The organism is Dyadobacter sp. 22481, assembly GCF_052044875.1.
Classification (GTDB): Bacteria; Bacteroidota; Bacteroidia; order Cytophagales; family Spirosomataceae; genus Dyadobacter; species Dyadobacter endophyticus.
This window is the reverse complement of the sequence record NZ_JBQENV010000001.1, coordinates 1,681,246-1,703,221: the sequence shown is the minus strand read 5'-3', so window position 1 is coordinate 1,703,221 and position 21,976 is coordinate 1,681,246. Positions and strand designations below refer to the sequence as shown.

At 49.4% G+C, this 21,976-nt stretch carries 19 protein-coding genes; 4 read left to right on the top strand and 15 right to left on the bottom strand.

Going from position 1 to position 21,976, the window contains the following annotated elements; genetic code table 11:
• Positions 1-9 precede the first annotated feature (9 nt).
• From ACTJJJ_RS06620 to ACTJJJ_RS06610, 3 genes are all read left to right on the top strand, one after another.
• The gene (locus ACTJJJ_RS06620) at positions 10-1,713 is read left to right on the top strand and encodes a RagB/SusD family nutrient uptake outer membrane protein (RefSeq protein WP_188929432.1); all 1,704 of its coding nucleotides are present in this window, start codon (positions 10-12) and stop codon (positions 1,711-1,713) included.
• A 123-nt stretch (positions 1,714-1,836) separates the two neighbouring features.
• A complete protein-coding gene (locus ACTJJJ_RS06615; protein ID WP_426294357.1) occupies positions 1,837-2,295 on the top strand; it encodes a (2Fe-2S)-binding protein in 459 nt (152 codons plus the stop codon).
• A gap of 23 nt (positions 2,296-2,318) precedes the next feature.
• Complete coding sequence (locus ACTJJJ_RS06610) at positions 2,319-4,610, top strand: molybdopterin cofactor-binding domain-containing protein (protein ID WP_426294358.1); 2,292 nt, start codon at positions 2,319-2,321, stop codon at positions 4,608-4,610.
• Positions 4,611-4,695: 85 nt separating this feature from the next.
• Here the strand turns inward: ACTJJJ_RS06610 and ACTJJJ_RS06605 are convergent, their stop codons facing one another.
• The 10 genes from ACTJJJ_RS06605 to ACTJJJ_RS06560 form a co-directional block, all read right to left on the bottom strand.
• On the bottom strand, positions 4,696-5,355 hold the full coding sequence (locus ACTJJJ_RS06605; RefSeq protein ID WP_426294359.1) for a hypothetical protein: 660 nt from the start codon (positions 5,353-5,355) through the stop codon (positions 4,696-4,698).
• 95 nt (positions 5,356-5,450) lie between these two features.
• Positions 5,451-6,224, bottom strand: a complete 774-nt coding sequence (locus ACTJJJ_RS06600; RefSeq protein ID WP_426294360.1) for an NYN domain-containing protein — start codon at positions 6,222-6,224, stop codon at positions 5,451-5,453.
• A gap of 77 nt (positions 6,225-6,301) precedes the next feature.
• Positions 6,302-7,258, bottom strand: coding sequence for a hypothetical protein (locus ACTJJJ_RS06595; protein WP_426294361.1), 957 nt, complete (start codon positions 7,256-7,258; stop codon positions 6,302-6,304).
• Between the two features lie 25 nt (positions 7,259-7,283).
• Positions 7,284-8,708, bottom strand: a complete 1,425-nt coding sequence (locus tag ACTJJJ_RS06590; protein ID WP_426294362.1) for an MBOAT family O-acyltransferase — start codon at positions 8,706-8,708, stop codon at positions 7,284-7,286.
• Between the two features lie 5 nt (positions 8,709-8,713).
• Entirely contained in the window at positions 8,714-9,907 is a 1,194-nt protein-coding gene (locus ACTJJJ_RS06585; protein ID WP_426294363.1) for a cytochrome P450, read from the bottom strand.
• 36 nt (positions 9,908-9,943) lie between these two features.
• Entirely contained in the window at positions 9,944-10,192 is a 249-nt protein-coding gene (locus tag ACTJJJ_RS06580) for an acyl carrier protein (protein ID WP_188929448.1), read from the bottom strand.
• A 163-nt stretch (positions 10,193-10,355) separates the two neighbouring features.
• Positions 10,356-10,727: a hypothetical protein gene (locus ACTJJJ_RS06575; RefSeq protein ID WP_188929450.1), complete on the bottom strand. Its 372-nt coding sequence runs from the start codon at positions 10,725-10,727 to the stop codon at positions 10,356-10,358.
• Between the two features lie 129 nt (positions 10,728-10,856).
• Positions 10,857-12,242 (bottom strand): RNA polymerase sigma factor, encoded by a 1,386-nt coding sequence (locus tag ACTJJJ_RS06570; protein WP_426294364.1) that lies wholly within the window; start codon positions 12,240-12,242, stop codon positions 10,857-10,859.
• 150 nt (positions 12,243-12,392) lie between these two features.
• Positions 12,393-12,953, bottom strand: coding sequence for a hypothetical protein (locus ACTJJJ_RS06565; RefSeq protein WP_426294365.1), 561 nt, complete (start codon positions 12,951-12,953; stop codon positions 12,393-12,395).
• Between the two features lie 191 nt (positions 12,954-13,144).
• Positions 13,145-13,354: a hypothetical protein gene (locus ACTJJJ_RS06560; protein WP_426294366.1), complete on the bottom strand. Its 210-nt coding sequence runs from the start codon at positions 13,352-13,354 to the stop codon at positions 13,145-13,147.
• A 120-nt stretch (positions 13,355-13,474) separates the two neighbouring features.
• Here ACTJJJ_RS06560 and ACTJJJ_RS06555 point away from each other — a divergent pair, with 120 nt between their 5' ends.
• Entirely contained in the window at positions 13,475-14,728 is a 1,254-nt protein-coding gene (locus ACTJJJ_RS06555) for a M14 family zinc carboxypeptidase (protein ID WP_426294367.1), read from the top strand.
• An 86-nt stretch (positions 14,729-14,814) separates the two neighbouring features.
• Here the strand turns inward: ACTJJJ_RS06555 and ACTJJJ_RS06550 are convergent, their stop codons facing one another.
• The 5 genes from ACTJJJ_RS06550 to ACTJJJ_RS06530 all read right to left on the bottom strand — a co-directional run bounded on the left by ACTJJJ_RS06550 (position 14,815) and on the right by ACTJJJ_RS06530 (position 21,748).
• Positions 14,815-15,642, bottom strand: a complete 828-nt coding sequence (locus tag ACTJJJ_RS06550; RefSeq protein ID WP_426294368.1) for an SDR family NAD(P)-dependent oxidoreductase — start codon at positions 15,640-15,642, stop codon at positions 14,815-14,817.
• 229 nt (positions 15,643-15,871) lie between these two features.
• Complete coding sequence (locus tag ACTJJJ_RS06545) at positions 15,872-17,050, bottom strand: amine oxidase (RefSeq protein ID WP_426294369.1); 1,179 nt, start codon at positions 17,048-17,050, stop codon at positions 15,872-15,874.
• A gap of 22 nt (positions 17,051-17,072) precedes the next feature.
• A complete protein-coding gene (locus tag ACTJJJ_RS06540; RefSeq protein ID WP_426294370.1) occupies positions 17,073-18,230 on the bottom strand; it encodes a glycosyltransferase family 1 protein in 1,158 nt (385 codons plus the stop codon).
• Positions 18,231-18,457: 227 nt separating this feature from the next.
• A complete protein-coding gene (locus tag ACTJJJ_RS06535) occupies positions 18,458-19,900 on the bottom strand; it encodes a metallophosphoesterase (protein WP_426294371.1) in 1,443 nt (480 codons plus the stop codon).
• 6 nt (positions 19,901-19,906) lie between these two features.
• On the bottom strand, positions 19,907-21,748 hold the full coding sequence (locus ACTJJJ_RS06530; RefSeq protein WP_426294372.1) for a cytochrome-c peroxidase: 1,842 nt from the start codon (positions 21,746-21,748) through the stop codon (positions 19,907-19,909).
• Between the last annotated feature and the right edge of the window lie 228 nt (positions 21,749-21,976).

Sequence of the window (21,976 nt, the reverse complement as noted above, 5' to 3'; positions counted from 1 at the left end):
TACTGATATATGAAAAAGATATTATCCATAGCGGCGGTCTGTCTGATGGGACTGCTGCCATCCTGTGACGACAGGTTGATCGAAGAGCCCAAGTCTATTCTCACACCGGCATTTTTTAGCACTGCACAGGGTTTCAGGTCGGGGCTGGATGCCGCCTATGCGGGCACGCGCATGTTCTGGGGCAACCAGGATTTGTTTACGATCACCGTCATCGGTACGGACGAATTCTTCACCGGGCAGGACGGCAACAACAATATCAACAAGTACAACAGCAACTATTTGCCAAACAATGGGCAGGTAACCAACACCTGGACAAACTGCTACACTTTTATCAATACCTGCAATGGCCTGGTCGACAATGCCGCGAAAATTACCGGGATCGATGAGACGGAGAAGAAGAAAATGGTAGCCGAGGCCAAATTCCTGCGGGCCAATTTTTACTTCATTCTCGTTCAATTCTGGGGGGATGTGACCCTAAACAAAAATTTTCAGTCATTGCCCAGCACGTCAGCCACCCGCCAGCCTATGGCTGAGGTTTACGACTTCATTATCGAGGATTTGAATGAAGCCGTAAAAACGCTTCCCGCGAGTCCGGTTGCGGGCGGGGTAATGCCGGGCAAAGCTACGGCTGCTGCGGCAAAGCATGTTTTGGCCAAGGTGTATCTCACACGTGCGGGCTCAGCCGCAGCCAAAGCGGACGACTACAAGAATGCCTATACCATCGCTTCGGATCTCATCAACAACAGTGCTTCCCTGGGCCTGGGCCTTTTGCAGGATTTCGGGCAAGTGCATGCCGAGGGAAATGAAGGCAGCAAAGAGGTGTTGTGGACGGTTCAACATACATCCAATCTGGCGTACAATGGTCCCAACAACAGCGGAGGCGCGGATAACGTGCTGAATCACATGTGGGTGCCGCAATATGAAAACCAGCCGGGGATGAAGCGCGATGTTAGATACGGCAGGCCGTATATTCGCTGCGTGCCAACCCGCTGGCTTACCGATACCGCTTTTGCGGATCGTACCAACGACACCCGTTATGGCAAAACCTTCCAGACTGTCTGGTATTCCAACAATGCTTCTTCCATTTCCCGCTGGCCTGCAACGCTGCCCCCCGGCGCGCCGGCCAATGCACAACCTGGTGGTTTGAAGTTCAGCGTGGGCGACACGGCCATTTATATGCCTGGTAAGGACGTTTCCAATGCGGCCGTCGCGGCGGCGCCTTACCTGCTGATCCCGCCGAGGAACTACACGATCCGCTTGTCGCCGGCGATGTTCAAGTATTTCGATACCAAACGTGCCGATTTGAATTACCCGTCGATCCGGCCGGTGATTGTATACCGGCTGGCCGAAACGTACCTGATCGCCGCCGAGGCGTTGCTGATGGATGGCCAGGCTGCTGCGGCGCTGCCGTATGTCAACGCAGTTCGCCAGCGGGCTTCGTTCCCAACCGGCAATGCGGAGGCGATGAAGGTGAAAGCCTCTGATCTGACATTGGACTTTCTGCTCGACGAGCGTTCCCGTGAGTTATGCGGCGAAAACATGCGCTGGTGGGACTTGGTCAGGACTGGTAAGTTGGTTGACCGGGTCAAAAAACATAACCTGGAAAGCGCGCCTAACATCCAATCTCCCAAACACCTTCTCCGGCCGATCCCTCAGAACCAGATCGATGCCGTCGTAACTGGTGAGCCTTACCCTCAAAACACCGGCTGGTAGCCAACGATGCAGGTTTGAAATTCTTCATTTTTGGTTTGATTAGTGTTAACTTCACACACCACGCTCGTCCTACCTTCGTGCGGCAGATAATGCATCTGAATGAGAGAGAAAACCGCTTAAATTATGGCAGAATATTCAATTTGGGTAAATGGGAAACAGCACGCCGTAAGCGTCCCCGAAGACATGCCGCTACTATGGATACTTCGCGATGTTATTGGTCTGAAGGGTACCAAGTTTGGCTGCGGCATGGCTCAGTGCGGGGCGTGTACCGTGCATATGAACGATGTTGCGATCCGCTCTTGCAGTTTTCCGGTTTCCGCGGTGGGCGAAAATAAAATTACAACCATTGAAGGCCTTTCCGAGCATGGCGATCATCCGCTGCAACTGGCCTGGCAAAAACATCTGGTACCGCAATGCGGCTATTGCCAAACCGGTCAGATCATGAATGCGGCTGCATTGCTGAAAGCGACCCCACGTCCTTCCGAGCAGGAAGTAGAGCAGGCGATGGAAGGGAACTTGTGCCGTTGTGGTACCTATAACCGTATCAAAGCGGCTATTCTCAGTGTTTCTGCCGAATCGTAACCCAACCTTTTAAACGCAAATCGATGAAGTATTTAGGTTTTCCGAAAGAGAAAAATGAGGTAGTTGCTTCGGAGGTCTTCAAGGCGACGAGAAGGGATTTTTTGAAAACTGGCGGCGCCCTTGCCGGTGGGTTTGTTTTGGGCATCAGCCTGTTCGGTTGCGATGCAAAAGGCAAGAAAACAACTGCTTTTGCTCCCAATGTCTATTTACAGATTACTCCTTCCAACGAAGTGTCCATCATCGCCCACCGTTCTGAAATGGGCCAGGGCATCCGGACGTCGTTGCCTTTGGTCATTGCCGACGAGCTGGGCGCAGATTGGAGCAAAGTCCGGATCGTTCAGGCGGAAGGCGATGAGAAAAAGTATGGCAACCAGAATACCGACGGTTCATTTTCGATACGGATGTTCTATAAGCCGATGCGTGAAGCCGGTGCCATCGCCCGGCTGATGCTATTACAGGCTGCGGCCGCTAAGTGGAGGGTGCCGATCGAAGAATGTGATACAACGAATGGCCAGGTGGTTCACAAAACCTCTGATAAAAAGCTCAGTTTCGGAGATTTGGCGGAGGAAGCCAGCCAGTTACCCATTCCGGCTGCGAAAGACATTAAGCTTAAAAGTCGCGACAAGTTTACGCTGATCGGAAAGGAAACACCGATCGTCGACTTGCCCGCCATTGTGAACGGGCAGGCCGTATTTGGTATTGATGCCACAGTAGAAGGAATGAAAGTCGCTGTCATCAGGCGTTGCCCGGTGGTGGGCGGGACGGTGAAGTCTTATACCGATGAGAAGGCGAGGAGTGTACCTGGGGTGCTTAAAGTGGTTCAGATCAAAGGTGCGGGCTTGCCAGCTACCCTGAACAAGCCTTTGGCCGGTGTGGCGGTAATCGCAGAAAATACCTGGGCGGCGATCAAAGGGCGCGATTCACTTGAAGTAGAGTGGGACCTCGGCCCGAATGCTTCCTATGATTCAGCCGAACAGATCAAACAGCTGGTTCAGGAAGTTTCCCGGGAACAGGGAACACCGCGGCGGAACCGGGGCGATTTCAATTCGGCAAAGGCGAATGCCAAAAAGGTCATCGAGCGGACGTACATCGCCCCGCATCTGGCACATGCGACCATGGAGCCCCCATGCGCGTTGGCAGTTTTCAAAGATGGCGCTTGCGAAATATGGGCGTGCACGCAAAACCCGCAGGGAGCGCGGGATGTGGTCGCCGAAGTATTGGGTATTCCGGTTGATAAAGTGAAGATTAATGTGACGCTGCTTGGCGGAGGATTTGGCCGTAAATCAAAGCCCGACTTCATTGTGGAAGCGGCCATGCTGGCCAAAGAAACGGGCTATCCGGTGAAAGTCCAATGGACGAGGGAGGATGATATCCACCACGACTACTTCCATTCGTTGAGCGTCCAGCGCATTGTAGCCACCATCGACAAGGACAATAAGTTGTCGGGCTGGAACCAGCATATCGCATATCCTTCTATTTCAGCCACTTCCGATACGTCTGTGTTGCAGCCCGATGACGGCGAAATGATGCTCGGCGCTGTGGATCTTCCCTATAATATTCCGGCCATCCGGATCGAGACACACGACGCGAAAACGCATCTTCGGGTGGGCTGGCTGAGATCTGTGAGGAACATTCCGCAGGTTTTTGCGAGCGCGACCATGCTCGATGAGGTAGCGGAAGCGAGGGGCATGGATCCGGTCGCCCATGCGCTCGAACTGCTGGGTGCGGATAGGAGCATCACCTTCAACGAGGAAATCGTCAAAGGCACTTACCCGAATTATGGCGAAGACATTGCAGCCTATCCGTGGGAAACAGGCCGAATGAAAGCGGTCATTGAGCGGGTGGCGAAAGAAGCGGGCTGGGGCCGTAAACTTCCGAAAGGTTCGGGCCTTGGCTTTGCTGCGCACAAAAGCTTTCTGACCTATGTGGCCTGCGTGGTCGAGGTAAAGGTGGACGCTACCGGCAAGGTTTCCATTCCCGGTGTGCATTACGCAGTGGATTGCGGCACGGCGGTTAATGTCGACCGTATTAAATCCCAGTTTGAAGGGGGTGCACAGTTTGCGGCAAGTCTCGCACTAAAAAGCGCGATCACATTCAAAAACGGGCGGGTGGAGCAAAACAATTTTGATGGTTATCAGATTATTCGAATGACCGAATGTCCCAAAGAAATTCACGTGCATATTATAGACAGTGAAGCCAAGCCAACGGGCGTCGGCGAGCCCCCGGTACCGCCCTTTACCCCGGCATTATGCAACGCAATTTACGCGGCTACCGGCAAGCGGATTTACAACCTTCCCATCGATCTGCGGAGCTGAGGGGCGTTTATCATAGCCACTTAATTGAAAGACCAACTGAATTCCGGCCGGGAAAAGTTGGTCTTTCAGCAATACATCAACGGGATTACCGGGACTTTGCATTTTCGCTTTTTATTAATGCTATTACCTCTTCAAAGCTCATATCTTTAGCTTCACCTTCTATATTATTGTTTTTCATTAATTCCGAGACCTTTTTCCTTGTTAGAAGATTGCCACGGCTTCCCTCTTTTCTCGGAGAATCAGCGGGTTCAATTGACTTGGTATCAATAAATACGATGTATCTCTTACTATCAGTACTGTCTTTTAGAGCCTTGTTCCAGGTAATGGAACTGTTAGCGAGTAACCCTAAGGCTCCCCCACCGTACGGGTTTACAGAACCGGCTTTTACCCTGTTGAAGGTACTCTTGTCTAAGAGTGAAAGGCAGTAACGGCCTACAACATCCAGTTTAATAAAAATACCATTTAGAAAATCATCGGAATAGATCATGTTGAAATAGTAATTCTCGCCTCGCTTTATCGCCCAGGTCGATCCAGCTCCTTTTATCCTTTTCTTTGTCTGAATATCGAGGATTTTTTTTGTAATAAAATAAGCATCTCCGGAAGAGCGAACCTCCAAAAGGGCTTCCGTTTTATTATCGGACAGGAAATCCATTGTGGTCGGAAAAACAGACACAACTTCGGCCTCATTTTGCGCCCAGGCGCTTGTAGACAAACAGAAAAAAACAACAAGGTATACGTTTCTCATTTTATATAATATTCTTTTCGAAAATATAGGCAAACTCATTAAATCATAAAGTATTTAATTAAGCATTTACCAAAGTTAAATGTAGCAAAATAATGTCATTTCAACCTCACCAGCGGGTGGTTCAAACCATTGACATCATTTTTAACGATTTTATACTTCGCCAGGCTCTTAAATAGTTGGGTCAATGTTTTAAACCCGTAGGTGCGGGCGTCGAAACTGGGGTCAATTTTCCGGAGTGAGGTGCCTATTTTGGAAATGAATGCCTCTTCTTCCTCATTGGCTGATATTTCGAATGCCTTGTCGATAATGTTCATATCGATCTTTGGGTACCTGTGTTTGGCCTCCTGCTTTTTCGGCTCTTTCTTAACGATTTCTTTCGGGGTGATATCCACCTTCTGTGGTTCGGGTTCCTCTGTATTCGTATCCAGCTCGATCACGAGGTTTTCACTGAATGTGAAGATCTCGCAGGAATTTACGAATGCGATGGGCGTATTTTTCCGTCCGATACCCATCACGAAAAGTCCTTCTTCCCTGATCCTCTTGGCAAGTCCCGTGTAGTCGCTGTCGCTGGACACAATGCAAAAGCCTTCGACGCTCTTGCTGTGCAGAATATCCATCGCATCAATAATGAGCGAGCTGTCAGTTGAGTTTTTACCGGTCGTATACGAAAACTTCTGAATCGGGCTGATCGAATGCTGATTGACAATTTCTTTCCAGCTGTTCATATGAGGGGTGGTCCAGTCGCCATATATACGCCGGATAGTTGCTTTCCCATATTTGGAAACTTCTTCCAAAGTCTCCTTCATTAGTTTGGCCTGCGCATTGTCACCGTCGATCAATACAGCGATGTTGAATTTGGTTTCACTCATAGGTTTGAATCGTTTTGGGATTCTAACTTACAGAATATATTCCATCAGGCCGCGATGCCGTCACTGTTTTCAACCGGTTAATGCGTGACCTTTCGCTGCAAAAAACGCGTGTAGATAGCCGCTCCCCTCCGGTTCAGGTGATGCGCATCGAACAGGTTTTCGGGTTTGAAAAGTGCATCGAACAAGTTATGCTCCGGCAAGGGGATCAGGTTTTCCACCGGCAGAAAAGGTGTAACCTGTGATAGTACCAGGTATTCGTCCCGGATAATGTTATTGGGAAAATAGAAGACGACTTTTTTTCCAAGCAGCCTGGCCCGTGCAATCAGTTTATTGAGTTGGGAAACATAAAAAGTATTTCGCACGGAAGGCGGGCGTATGGCCAGCATTTGAGCTGTGACACTTTTGTTCGCGATGATCCGGTCGCTGGTCTTCAACAGCGCCGATGCAACGTATTGGTGCCCGTTGTCGAGCAGATTGGCATTGCCCTCGATCGGATCATCCTCCGGATTTAACGCTTTTTTGACGGATGCGATTTGCGGAGCGATGGAGGCCATTTGAAACAGTGTCGTGTTGAGGCCATCCAGGAAGCTGCCGACCTTGTCATGAAAGTCGATACTCGGGCAATCAGCGAGCACATTGGCCCGGAAAACGGCATCCTGAATAACCTGTTGCGGCTGCAATGCCACGGTGCTGTAATCGAGTGCGCTCAGTTCAATATAGATGGTTTTGACGGCCGGACTGTCGGAGAGGATTTCATTCGCTATTTGAATGGAGCTGTAAGGCGAAAGGCTGAATATGCCAAAATTATAACTACGGGTTTTCTGTCCGTTCAGTGAGTCGAATAGTGCCGGATCGATGCCGTAAAGGGTACGGCTGGTACCGATGAAAACGACATTCGGGTTGAAGGTGTTGCAAAGCTTTTTCCGTGCGGCAACGTCGCGGCGAGGGTCTGTATAATATTGCGCGACGATCAGCGCCACGATCATTTTGAAGGCAATGATCAGCAGCAGCCACTTTGTAATTTTAATGATCATAATGCCGGCATTAGCTAACGATGGGTCAGAACTGGATGTAATAGAAATTGGCTACCGATGGTCTTCCGAATATCAGCACCAGCTGGACAAGCAGCACCATGGACAATGTTTGATAAAATGTGTCTTTTTTTAGCAGATACGAAGCAATATCTTCTTTCTCTCCCATTTTGTAGTTAAAAAAATCCATGACGAGGAACAATGCAATCGTCAGCAAAAGGCTTGATGTAAGTAATGATCCCTCACCGGATTTAAACCCGAACATGCTGCTATACAGCCGGATACCGCTGCCTAATTCCGCCGCACGGAACCATCCCATGATCAGGGTGCCGGTGAGAAGTCTTACCGCCACTCGCCAGACATAATGTACCTGCGAGCCGGTCGAAAGTCCTAGCCTGGCGAGACCTGCGCTGGCGTAGAGCTTCGACCAGAAATGTTTCGTGCGCATTTCAAAATTGATGTAGGCCCATTGCAGCGTTCCCCAGATCACAAACGACCAGCTAGGCCCGTGCCAAAGCCCGGTAATGACGAAGGTTACCAGCCGGTTGAATTCGAGGCGCTTCTGGTTTGTAACGCCTTTGCTGATGTTGAAAAAGATGTAGTCGCGGAACCAGGATGTGACTGTGATATTCCAGGCGCTCCATGATTCTGTTCGCGACGGGGCGAAATAGTACCTGTTTGAAAAGTTTTTACTCAGCCTGATCCCGAACAACCGCGCCGAGCCGGTAGCGATGTCGGTGTAGCCCGAAAAATCGCAATATAGCTGAATAGAAAATAGCAGAATGGCCAGCGTAACGGAGATGCCTGTATACGATTCGGGACGATCGAAAACAGGGCTGGTAATGTCGGCAAACCGGGCTGCGAGGACTATTTTTTTAAATAAACCCCAGACAATGAAGTAAATACCCGCTTTGATATTTTCCCGTTCATACGGTTTGGGGCCACGAAGCTGGGGCACGAGCTGGCGCGTGCGTTCCAGCGGGCCCGCGAGCAGGGTGGGGAAAAAACCGAGATAGATCATCAGGTAGCCTAGGTGATTTTCCGGCTTGATATACCGGCGATACACATCGTAGAGGTATCCGATGATCAGAAATGTGTAGTAGGAAATACCAATAGGGGCGATCCAGTTGAGCGTCACCAGCGACATGGAGTTGTGGACAGGGACCAGATATTTGAAAAACAAAAGCGGCGACAGGCAAATCGCGATGGAGAGCGACAGTAAAGCTTTCCGATGTCTTTTGGAATATCCCTGATTACTTAATGCTTTGCCGGCCACATAGCAGATCAGAACAAGAACTACCCATACAGCCAGGTACTTTCCACTCCAACTCAGGTTGAACAATGCGCATGTGATCAGCAGAAAGACCCACTTTTTTGCTTCCGGTACTTTGTAATACGCTGCAACAGTGGGGAGTAGTAAAACTAAATATGTGAAATCCGTGAATTTGACCATGCACCTTATTTTAAAAGCACAGGCAAACTCTTATAACCTCGGAAAAAAATCTTGGAATCCCATTGAGGGGCTTTTGAAGGGTGCAAACGGATGTCGGGGAACGCGGCCATGAAGCGAGGAAGAAATTTTTGCAATTCGAACCTGGATAGCCGGGCGCCCAGGCAATGATGCATGCCAAAGCCGAAACCGATATGGGGATTAGGCTTCCGGGCAGGCATAAACGTGTCGGGGTTTTGAAATATGGCGGGGTCCCTGTTCGCAGAGGCCAGGCCCAGTAGCACTGTTTTGCCCTTTTGAAGTTGTAATCCTTCGAATTCCATATCGTTTGCGATCTGCCGCGGGATCCAGTTCACCGGGCTGACAAACCGGATCAGCTCTTCGACGGCGATGGCGCATTCGTTATGTGCATTCCAGTTGATCACTTTGTCGCGGTTCGCGATCAGCGCCGCAATGCTTTTGGTAAGCAGCAGGGTAGTGGTTTCCGTTGCCGCATTGACCAGAAATTCCCAGGTGCCGATCAGCTGGGGGGCCCTGCTACTGCCCATGATTTCCCTCATTTCAAGCAGTAGGCTCTTGGTTGCCTCGTTCTCGTGGCGCGTAAACGTGTCAGAAATGTAGCCATGAAAACGTTGCGACATCGACGCGCATTCCAGTAGCTCCGTGACCGACAGTGTTTTTTCAAAAATGAATGTGATCACGTAGGAAAACTTCTGGATGAAATCATAATCCGATTTTTCCAGATTGATAATTTTGCTGATGATCAGGAAGCTGAACTGCCGTGCCATTTCCACAAGATCCGTTTCTTCCTGTCCGTCCAATCCGGCAATGATCTCCTGTATCGCGTCGAGTGTAATCTTCTCGTAGTTGGCCTGGTAGAATTTTTGATTGACGAAACGGCGATGCTCCGCGTGTTTTTCACCATTCATGAAAAGCAACCAATACCTCAGGCTTTCGCCGAATTCCAGCAAGCCGGGGTCATTATTCGACAAGGCAGATACGATTTTGAATCGCTCGGTGAAATCAAAGTTCTTGAAGTTGTCCGAGTCGGACAGTATCTTTTTCACATTTGCATAATCCATTGCCACCAGATCACCGAACATATTGAAATGCAAAGGATCCGATTTGCGCACATCGGCGATCAGCTCAGAATAATTTTGATTGACATCGGATTTGGATGACCAGATCGACGTTGCAGACATGAGAGGGGTTTGCATAATTACGACGGAAATGGCCTGCTATACTTCCTGATTCTCTGCAATCCACTGGCTGGTAGCGGCGATGGTACGCATTTCCCAAAAAATAGAAGGGCTTAGTTCCATTCCGAGGTGTTCTTCCAGCTCGGTTGTAATGTTGACAAGGATGAGGGAGTCTAACCGAAAATGGACAATGTCTGCGTCAAGCGCCACTTCGGAAGGATCTATTCCGGCGTGTTTAGAAATATTGGCGGCGATCCAATCAGAAATTTCAGTAAAGGTCTTAGGCATGAAGGCGTTGGGTAGGGATACGAATTTAATTCGCGAATGTAGTATCAAAGTATGTTCAAAAAAAGGCCGGACGCCGATAATGTAACTTGAAGCAAATAAAATGTTAGTCTCCGGCAAAAAACCGGCGTCCGGTGGCATTAATGCCTTTCCATGGATGGAAAGGTTACTTTTTGGGTTCCCTGATTGCCTTGATCGGGAAATCTCCGTACTGGGACGACACGACGCCGGTAAGTGTGTCGCCTTTCTGTGCGAAGCTGTATTTAAAAACGCCCGCCTGGCTTTCGATTGTGAAGACCACTTTTTCCTGATCCACAGTTAGTTCTTTCATCTCCTGCTTTTCAGTGTCCCCGACGTATCCGACCGTTTTATTTTCCTTTTGTTCAAACGTGAAAAACCCAGACTCATACTCAGGCGGAACGTCGCTGATCAGGTATTTCCAGGTACCGATAATGTCCCCTTGCAAGACTGCGCTTTTCGCCGCAATCGAAACAAAGCCAATTGCGATAATTAATAGGAGATAGTACTTTCCTTTCATTTTAAATCAGAAGTTTAAAGTGTGAAACCCTCGATATGCGGTCTAAAATAAGCAGAAATCCGGGTTTTGTTCAAAAAAATTAGCGTAAAAGCTTATTAATGGGGATGCACGGGAGCATCCCCGCGTTTTCTATTCGGCCAGCGTGATTTCAAGAACCCCTAATTTTCCGTTTTCACCGTATTTTCTGACCGCGTCGGAGTCGTTCAGACTGACCAGATTGTATTTCTTTTCTTGGAGCCTGATAGTCTCGTTTTGCTTCATCGCGACACCGTCGACAACCAGGTAATGTACTTTGTCCAAAAAAGTGAATTTACCACTGCCGGCAAACTTATTTCTGTTGACGTCCACTTTAACATGAGCTCCCAAAAAATATAACTTACCATCCTTCCCCGACCACATTAATTGAGATGCATAGAATGAGCCTGATGTCAAGTCGGAATTTTGTTTGACAACGAGCCCGACGCTTTCAGGTTTTGCTACCGGTTCATAGCCGACCGTTAGCGGATGGTTTTTAAATACAACCGGTAGATCTGTCGTCAAATTAGCCGTGTCCAAAGCCAGACTTGCCACTATTAACCCTCCCAAAGTGCTTAGATTTTTCATTGGTTCTGAATGTTTAGTTTTTTCAACTATGACGGGATTTTCAGAAATGGTGGCAGCTTTTGAAGCAGAAAACAAAAGGCGGTCGGGGAGTCGGTCATGCGCTGAATCGGTTGTCGGGCGTTTTATAACGACAATATTTCGGCTATTGGCTTGGTCAGGGACATTGGAACCGCCTGCCAGAAATACGGCGGTAGCTATGGTCATCAGTCCGGTCTTCATATATGCCCCGTACGAAATACCCGAAGGTTTAAGACCAGGAACCCCGGAGTTGGTATTGGCAATTGATAACCTCCTTTGAGGCCGGATGGCAAGGTTACGCAACTTTCCGGCAACCAGATGATCGACATGGCGGAACGGGTAGGAAAACATTAACCAGGCGAATGCTTTTTTCCGCTCCTTATCCTTTCTGAGTTCATCTTTGAGAAGCTCCCGGATCTTTTTCCGGGCACGCGCCAGATGGGATTTCGAGGTACCTTCGCTGATGCCGAGTCTCGTGGCGATTTGAGCGTGCGTAAAGTTATCGACAACATAAAGATTAAATACAAGCCTGTGATGTTCTGGTAATTGGCCTATCACCTCCAATAGCTCCGCTTCCGAAAAGCCGCGTTGGTCGTTGGCGGGGTTTTCTTCCTGAAGTTCATTGGCAATGGTATGGTAAGCATGAGCTTCCTCCCATTTTTCTTGCCTTTTTTGTTCCCTCAGGTATTGCAGGGCCACATTGACGACGATCCGCCTCAGCCACGCCTCGAAAGGGCCCTTGTTTTCAAAACTGGAAACTTTATCGATCGCAACCAGAAAAGCGTCATGCGCCAGGTCCTCGGCAGTTTGGCGGTTTTGCGTATACCGACAGCAAACACCGATCATTTTGGCAATGTTCTGTCTGTAAGTCGCTTCCCAAAAACTGTCTGACATGTTGTACATGATTGAAATGTGCTTTCAATGATGCATTTTTCTCAAATGGTTGCAGTTAAGATAAACAATTTTAACCGGCCATATACTTTGCAGTACGCTTTCGGAGGAACCGGGGATGACTCGTCGCTCTGGTTTGAGCCGCCATTAAATTTACTTTTTAGACATTTGATGAAATTCATTCGGTGGCAGCATGACCCGCCCATGTGAATCCTTTGTCGGCTCAGAAATTGAATATAGCAAGAGTAATTCTGCTAGTGCGTTTCGGCTAAGCTTCTGCTGTCCCACGCAGGACTCCGAGCTTCCCGGGTCAATGAACGGGAAAATGAACCAGCACTTGTCTGATGCCCGGGATTTTTCGGGCAATCGCCACTTTCCCTCTGTCGCGCGAATGTTCGTCTTGATGGCCGCAACCAGTTCTTCATTTAAGCTTCCCTTCGCATAAATACTGTCGACGGTGCCCAAGCCATTTACCCGAAAATAGAAGAGCGATAGTTTTAAATAGCATCCGTGATCGCCGTAATCATACGCTGCATTTCGGCTAAGGTATCTGCTCAGCGATACATTTCCACCCCAGGCAGCAGCTTCGGCATTGAGGCCCATTTGAAAGGAAGGTTGCCAGGTTTGTGCGATACCAGGGCTCTTTACCAGAACTAAAAATAACAAAAGCCGGACCTTCGTCGCTTTGTGAATGAGATGGGTGATTTTATTCAACCGAATTACTTTCATGATAGTAATTTAGTAAGAATTTCACCTTTTGTTACTGCAAATCGACAACTAATAATCTTAAAGCAGTTTGGCTATGCGATGTATATATTTTTTTCCCTGATATTATCATAGGCTCGAATTTTCCTTGATTGATCCCCAAAGACGGATTGTGCCGAAGGATTTGCGAGGATCAGAGCTCAATCAGAGCCTGTTGGCTTTTCAAATTCCTGGTCTACTTCTTCGAGGGTTCCGCAAACGAAATATTTGCGTCCGTCTTTTAACATAATCAGGCTGAACCTGAAATCGGCGTCGGGGACAATCTCCTGGACCTCGTTGCGGTTAATGCGGACTGTCTCAGCCTCATCCTCTTTCAATTGGAATACACCCATTGGCATTGTCATGTTCATTTTGGTTAGGAATCGATCTGTATTAAAACCCGTGCCACTATGGTGCCAATTCCGTTGTTGCATTTGTGTTGGCCTCCGATTCCACTCAGGGCGACATCGAGCAACCTTAACCCAACTTTTATGAAATCGAAAACATTACTATCGGCAATATGCGCCGGGTTACTGGCCGCTCACATGACTTTCGCGTCCGGAATCGAGCCTGGAAAAGCAGGCATCGCGGCCGACAGCATCGTTACACCAAAGATTTTCATCAACACCGGCTTCGAAAATGCGTCGCCGATGAACTGGAGTATCGATTCGGCCGGCAGGGTAATAGGCGCTATGGTTTATGACCACGAACGTTTTTCGCCGAACCGCGCGGTGAACCACTATCATTTCAGGGTAGAGGCAGCAGAGGGCACGGAAGTGACATTGATCCTCGAAAACTTTGATAACATATGGAACGGCCGGCTGGCCAGCGATCTTTCGGAAAAGTCGCGGTATGTGGTTTCTTTTGATAATAAAAAATGGGAGAGCCATCCGGTAATCCCGCTGCCTGGACGTCGCGTGTTTATCAAATTCAAAATGGAAGCGCCTTTCGCGTACATCGCCAGCGTGGAGCCTTACCGGATCAGCGATCTGGATAGAATGCTGGCGAAGGTGAAGCAAAGCAAGAATGCTAGTGTGACTACCATCGGTAAAACTTCGGAAGGTCGCTCTCTGGAAATCGTCCGGATAGGTAACGAAAACGCGCCGAAGCGGCTTTTCCTGCGCGCGCGCGCCCATGCATTCGAGGCGGGTGGGAACTGGACGGTCGAGGGGCTGGTGCAGAAACTGCTCAGCAACGACCAGGAGGCCAAACGTTACCTGAAAACCTATTGCGTGTATATTCTGCCCATGGCCAACAAAGACGGCGTAGCACGCGGCAAGACGCGTTTCAACGCGAATGGCTACGACCTGAACCGCAAGTGGGATAAGCCCGCCGATTCGCTTGTCGCCCCCGAGAACTATTACCTGGAACAATGGCTGCACCGGATGATCAAGACCAATAAGAGGCCTGATCTGGCCCTCGACATCCACAACGACGCGGGTGGCTACCTGCATGTGAGCCGGCCGGATGGCGACATCAGTGCCTACCTGTCGAGCATGGAAAAACTGGAAATGCTTTTGCGGAAACACACCTGGTTCACCGCAGGCTCCACCAAACCGACTTTCCGCAATCCGGGCACACTGGGAGAAGGCTTTATGGAACGCTTCGGCATCCATGCCGCCGTGTATGAGCTGAATTACGAATGGATTGCCGGATTAAATAAAGCGCCGCTGGCAGAGGATTGGATTTCGCTTGGGAAAAACCTGGGGGAGGTTTTCTATAATTATTTCAATGAGGGAAGGTAGCGCTGTTTGAGATAGGGCCATTGCCCGGGGAGTGCTTCGGCGGCGTTTCCCGGGCAATAATCTTTGAAATGGGCCTCCTGCCGGCGTTATTTATGAAAAGGCGGAATGTAGGACTTGTCCTGGGTTGTCTTGTAATTCAATGCGGCAGTTGTACCTCCGGTCACGTCGATCACCGTTCCGGTAATTAAAGCTGCAAAGTCGCTGGCTGCAAATACGGCAACATTCGCGATATCATTCATACCGGGGAGCCTTTTCAGCATCGTGTCATTTGCAAGGCTGCCCAATACCTGTTCGGCCACGTGCTGATCCAGGCTTGCAAGCGCATCCACAAATACACGCGAATCGGGGGAGCCTCCTGAGCGGATCGTCACTGCACGAACGCCGTGGGGACCGAGTTCGGAGGCCAGAGTCGTTGTAAAACTTTCGATCGCACAGCATGCAGTGCCAAATCCACCCGTGCCCGGATAGCCGATTCCACCGGGAGTGGCTGTTAAAGAAAGGATTACGCCACTTTTTTGGGCGGTCATAATCCTTCCGGCGACGGTGCTGGTAATGAAATGAGACTGCATGGCTATTTGTATCGGCCGGATAAAATCCTCCAATTTCATCTCAATGAGCGGAATGTCCTGCGTGTCTTTCAGTGCTATTGCATTAAAAGAGATATCGACAGAGCCGGTGCGCCTGGAAATCGACGAAAGGTAATCGCTGACGGCTTGCTGGTCCAGGGCATCCACCTGATCCACCTGAGCGCTACCGCCGGCTTTCCGGATAGCCTCGGCGGTCGCCTCCACGGGTTGCAGACGAATGCCGGAGAGAAAAACATTGGCACCGGCAACCGAAAATGCTTTGGCCACAGCGGCCCCAAGAGAGCCTCCGGCCCCATAAATTACAGCAGTCTTATTTGTTAGCAGCATGGCAGTAATACATTTGTGACAATGCAAACTTACCGTGTTATGATCAATGATATAGGGGGTGCAGCCGACATTGTGGAGGGGCAACCAGGCCAAACAGGAAATGGGGGTAATCCGAAATAGAAACCAAACGCGAAGATTTGAAAGTGGTTATCAACGAGTGGATTGAGTTAATGGAAAAGAATTGAAAAGTCGTAGCGCTCGAACTTTATCGGCGATTTTTCTCCGATCCTCATAATCGTTCGATGATTGATCTCTCAGCTTTACTTTTTAAATGCTGGCCTACCAGCTCCTGTGCAGCTAGTAGGGCCATCGCCGACGGAATGTGCAGCACCCTTTCGTGACGGCCGGCGAGTCCCTCATCCCATAATCCCGACTGGTGCCAGATCTCGGGCCGGTCCCAGTCGGGCCGGTCGATGATCGGGTAAAGACAAACACCCAGCAGCTCAACATTGCGGTCTATGACCCTTGCGCATTCCGACGCGATCATTTGTATCCAGATTGGCCGGTCTTCTTTGGGATGGCTGGTTTCCGACAGGATGATGGGTTTGTGGTATCGGTGGTAGGCACTTTCCAGCAAATCGGCGAGCGGTCGCCACCTCGGGTCGGGTACGGGATCATTCCACCTCAGGAATTGGTAGTTGCCAATAATCCACTGATTGTTATAATAGTAATTGTGACCTACTACGTCTACTAAGTCTTCTCCTCCACCCAATTCAGGACAAATCCGGCCGCAAAGCATGTCGAGAGACTGAAACTGCTGTTCATTTTCAACGGCTGCCCGGGCTAATTGATCCGGCGTAGGGTCAAGATCGGGGACCATGTTGACGAGAGGTTCGGTAGTGACGATCCGCACAAGCCCGGTGATTTGTTTCATAGCTTTCACTGCCGCGATGTATGCCCGCATCAGCGCGTACTTCAACTCCCAACCGTTTTTGGTACAATACGGCACAGTTGCACCAGCCTCACCTCCCAGCCAGGAGATGAAGCTGACCTCGTTGATGGGCGTTATGTACAGGCTTTCCATGGGTCTTTGTTTGGTGTAAAAGTTTACAAAAGCCGTGCAAAGCGCCACGAAACGGGACGTGAAATGCGGATGGAACGGACTCAGATCCGCTGGGTAGCCGAAATGACAGATATCCCAGATCTGCTGCACCCCGTATTCGGTGCCTGCATTGATCATATCCAGTACAGAGTCAAAATTGTAGTGGTATGGCATGTATTCCACCACGCTCCACCTGATCCCCTCCCGTGCAGTGCGTAAGCCCAGCGAGCAAATGCGGGAGTAATCTTCTCTGACAAGTTCCAGGTGCCCGGTCATTTGAAGCATATCCACCCTGTCGCCGCTGGCATTCAGCTGATCGGTACATTCGAACCCAGCCATCCAGAATGTGTTGAAGCTTGTTTTCATATCGTCCGTCAATAGTGGTGGATTAGCTGGCTTTTTTCAGCCCGCTGACCAAAACAACCGGACGTTCCCGTTGTTGAGTCTTCAACATTAACTTCACCATCGCACTGAATGTATGCTCCCAGGATTTGTCCGAAAGAAATGCATCCACTGCATATAGCCATTTGGAATCCGTGGAGTGGGCGAGCTCGCGGTCGATCGCGGTTATAAATGATTCGGCGTCGTCACCTATGCTTACCAGGCCGGTTTCGTGGTACGGAGAAACAACATCCCGGATCGCGGAGGAAACTACGGGTTTTCCAGCCGCCAGGTATTCAGGTGTTTTTGTGGGGCTGATAAATTGGGTGGATTCGTTGAGCAGAAAGGGAATCAGCGCTACGTTCCAGCCCGACAGATATGCAGGCAGAACCTGATAACTTTTGGTGCCCAGGTAATGAATATTATCCGCTTGCGGTAATGCCGCAGGGTCGATTTTGACGATGGGCCCGATGAGGATAATTTGCCAGTCGGGACGCCGGGCGGCAATTTCCCGGATCAGTTCCTGATCAAAACGTTCATCGATGACACCGTAGAAACCTAGCTTTATCCCGGCAATGGAAGCCTGGTCTTGCGGCTCTGTCAGCAGTTTACGCGCTGCCAGGAAATGTGCTTTATCAATACTGCTCGGGAAGGGGTGAATGTTGTGGTGGCGTGCTTTCTTGGCTTCGTACAGGCTTGCCCCGCCTGTGAAAACGATGTCGGCCATTTCGAGAAGCCGCTGCTCATATTGCCTGATCCGGGGAGGCGCGAAGTTAAATGCGGATAATTCGTCCATACAGTCATACACTATCATCGCGGGTGTAAACGGTTCCGAAAACTGTAAGGCCATTGGTGTGTAATACCAAAAGATAAAATTGCTGCAATCGCGTTGTTCGAAGAATGCATCAAGGATTTTCCTGACCATCGCCAGGGTATCTTCCGGAGTACTGCCGACTGGTAAATGCGGCACGCATACCCACAGCCCCCCGTGTTTTTCCTCCATTTGGAGATACGGTTCATCAGAACAGTCGAAGAGTGGTTCTTCGAGAAAATAAACATTGGTTATTCCGGCAAATCGGGTCATCAGATGCTGCGGACGCTGGAAAACGAAGTCCCATCTCAGGTGGGAAAAGCAAAGTAGGTCTTTTTGTAAACTGATGGTCATGTTGTTGATGTGGTTCAAATGAAAGGATCGAGGCGATCAGTAATAATTATGCCAGCAATTTTTCTGTTGGCACAGGTTTTTACTTGTGGGCGGATTTGGCAGTCAACAAAACCAAAATCTCCCGACACTGACATCTGTCCCCGGTAATGTGCTCGTCCAGACATTGACCGTTCCCGACTGCTATCCAGAACCGATAGGAGAGCGCCGGGCCAAACAATAAGGAACTGCTACTTTGGAAGCAATTTGTCCTGTTTCAGGATTTTTTCATCGTTTTTGCTGACATCCTTCATCATGGTAAAGTGGTCACCGATTTTCCCGTCCGAGCAAATCCATTTCAGGTCCAGTCTGTTGCCCTCTACTTCCAGCATGACGGCGCCGCCCACTTCATTGTTGGAATAGTACATCGCATTGTGCGGATAGTTTTCCTTATGTCCCCCCAGTGCGCCGGCAGATCCGCTCACGACGTACACAGTGCCGTTGGTGTTGGTTTTGCTTTTCAAATACGGCGCGGAGTTCTTGCTGCCATCGTACAAGGCCGTCGATGTGCTGAGCTCATGTTTTTTGGAATCAAAATCAGCCTCTTTTCCATAATATCCCTTGATCAGCTTCGTGCGTTCATATACGTGGCTGTGTCCGCAAAGAATAAGATCTACACCTTCGTCTTCAAGTATTTTTATGAAATTCTCCCGGATTTTCACCAGCAGTGATTCTTTGTCCGAGTCGTGCGAACCCATTGTGTAGGGAGGGTGGTGCCAGTACGCCACTATCCATTTTTTGTTCTTATTGGCTGCCAGGTCTTTTCTGACCCATTCGGCCTGTTCGCCCAATTGATCGAAAATGTGAGTCTTCTTTTTATCGGGGCCATAGGAATCCAGGGCAAGAAAGTGGACGTTACCGAGATCGTATGAATAGTATGATTCCGTGTTGGAGGCCACGCCGCCCGCTTCGCCGTTAGTCGGGAGTGAGAAGTTCTGGTAGTAGGCAATTTTGTTTTGGTCGTTGACCGGTGAGGAATTAAAATCATGGTAATCATGATTTCCGGGCACGGGATATAGCGGATATTTTTTCAGCAGGTTGTCTTTGTAGAGGTTAAAAAACTTTGCCTGATATTCAGCATCGGTTCCGTCCGAATACGCATTGTCACCCATCAAAATCCACGCATTCAGGTATTTGTCGCCGAGGTAATTGATAACCTGGTCCCTGACCGCCCGCTGGTTGATGGAGTTATTTCCGCAATCTCCGAAACCTGCAATGCGTATCGGCTGTTCACTTCCCGTTTCGGGGAAGGTATAAAAGTAGTTGTCCTCATCGCCCTGCAAGGTGGTGTCGGCGAGGTTGCCCACGGTATAATAGTACCTTGTGGATGGTTGCAGGCCTTTTAAAGTTATAACATGCTCATTTACCAGCGTAGAATCGTCGGTTTGCATGTTCAGATTATCGCTGGTCAGGCCATACTTTACCCGGCTGCGGTCGTACACATTGGTTCTCCAACGCACCGTCATACTGGTCGGTGTCGCCATTTGGAGGTAAGGCCCCCTGAGCAGGTCGGCCTGGATGCCCATCGCAGGCCCCTTTTTCTTAGGTGCCGGTTTGTTGGCGGTTTGGGTTTCCTGGGCAATGGATAGCAATGGAAGGAATAAAGTGAAAAGTAGAATTACAACTGTTTTCATGTTTGATTAATTTGAAAGAGAATGGTAGTCAGGGTTGGAATCGGTCAGAGATTCGAGGAACAGAACAATATCCTGGCTCTCTTTTTCGGATAAGTTCAATGGTTGGGCAGATAATGTTTGTTCTTCCACCGGCAGCGCTAGCCCCCTGCCGCCGCCTTTGTTATAAAACTCGACCACAGTTGCCAAAGATTTGAAGGAACCGTTGTGCATATATGGGGCTGTTTTCGCTGCATTTCGTACCGTTGGGGTTTTGAAGGCTCCCTTATAATACGGTATTTTGTAGAGATCGTACCGTCCTAAATCCGGGTCGAGTACAGGGTTGATGAAATCGTCGGTGGTTGTAACGCCCAAAATCTCAACTTCCGACAAGTTGAAGAGGGGAGGAAGCAGGGAGTTGAAAAACGGAGGAAAATGGCAGGTACCACACTGCGCTTTGCCCATGAAAAGATTAAAGCCATTTATCTGCCGGTCCGTCAATGCAGTTTGCAGGCCATCAATATACTGGTCGAAAGGCGAATCCATCGGGCTCAGCCGATTAACGAAAGCCCCCAGCGCCGCTGACACTGCCTCAATACCCAGATCCTGCATATTCCTGCCGGGGAACGAAGCGTTGAAGAGCGCTTTGTATTCCTTTTTTTGCAGCACATTCTTACGCAGTGATTCTTTACTTCCATTCATTTCCAATGGATTGAATACGACAGTTTGGATTTGAGCGCCGAGATTCGCAGCTCGCCCCTCCCAAAATTGCGTGTGCTGCCGGCCTGCATATAAAAGGGTGGGGGTATTCCTTTTGAGAACCGAATCGCGGACCAGTGAAGGACTTTTTTTCTGTAAATCGGCAAAGTAGTTCCGGGGTTGGTGGCAGGTGGCGCAGCTCGTTGAGTTATTTCCCGAAAGCGACTTGTCGAAGAACAACCTCCTGCCCAAATCCGCCAGTGCCTTATTCTGCATTGAATCCGTTCCATTAGCGCCCCAGCTTTTCAGTGCATCCCTGCTGTAAATATGCGGTGCCTGATAGTTCAGATATTGTGTAGTATTGGTGGTTAAGCCCAGCCCGGCAATGAATTCGTTCAATTCTTGCTGCATGGGTAATGCAAACCGGGTGAGATATTCCATTCTGTTGAATGAATCAAAGTCCTGGTGGGCGCCGAGGTAGTGAATGGATGTGATCAGTAAAGAATCAAGTCGTTTGCTTTGTTGCGTATTAGCCTTGAAATAAACTTCGAGGACAGTCTGCAATGCTTCCGTGGCGTCGCTGGTCTCTGCAATACCGGTTTTGAGCAATGGCGCATCGTAACCTGAAATGTACAATGCAGCTATTCGGATCAACTCCAACCGAACGCTTTCCAGAATGCGGGCGTCATCGATTTCAAGGCTGTAAAGCAATGAACGGATATCGCGGGCCGAAGTAAGCATTGCCTCGGACTGGACCAGCAGCGAACTTTTGTTAGCCGGTAGATCCTCGCTAAAAAGCAGCGTTTCGATCTGCTGCAAACCCATTGGCTCTACCAGTTCCAACGTCGGCTCCTCCACTTCGAATTTTGGGGCAGCATTGTAGAATCGTGTTTCACTGTGAAAAAAATAGGTAGTGAAAAAGGAGATCCGTTTGTAGCTGCGCCTGCACGCGACCAACGCATGACGCGCCCGGGCGACCGTCGCAGGCTCGGCGCTCAGCCCTTCGATAGCCGAGTACAATTTTTCATTAGCCTCCACAAAATCATTAACCCCCTGCCTGAAAAATGCCAGCGTATGGGTAACTCCGTTGGATGAATCGACTGAAATACGCAGGGTCGAGGCAGAGAAGACAAGGCTGATTATCGCGAGGGTCAGGACTAATGATCTATTCATGAGTAAATGATGAGGTAATCAGCGGCGCGGCCACGAGGCTGTCACCCCTGTTTCATAACGCACATCTCCTTTTGCACCGGTACCCAAAAATAGTGATCAATCGGACGTGTTATCATAAAAAAAACGGACAGCGACGTTTTTTACTTGCTCCGAGGTTAACCTCGTGCAAGGTGTTTCGGTGGTCAAAAACAATGGGTATGCAGCTTGTCTTAAATCCCCCCTGTATTT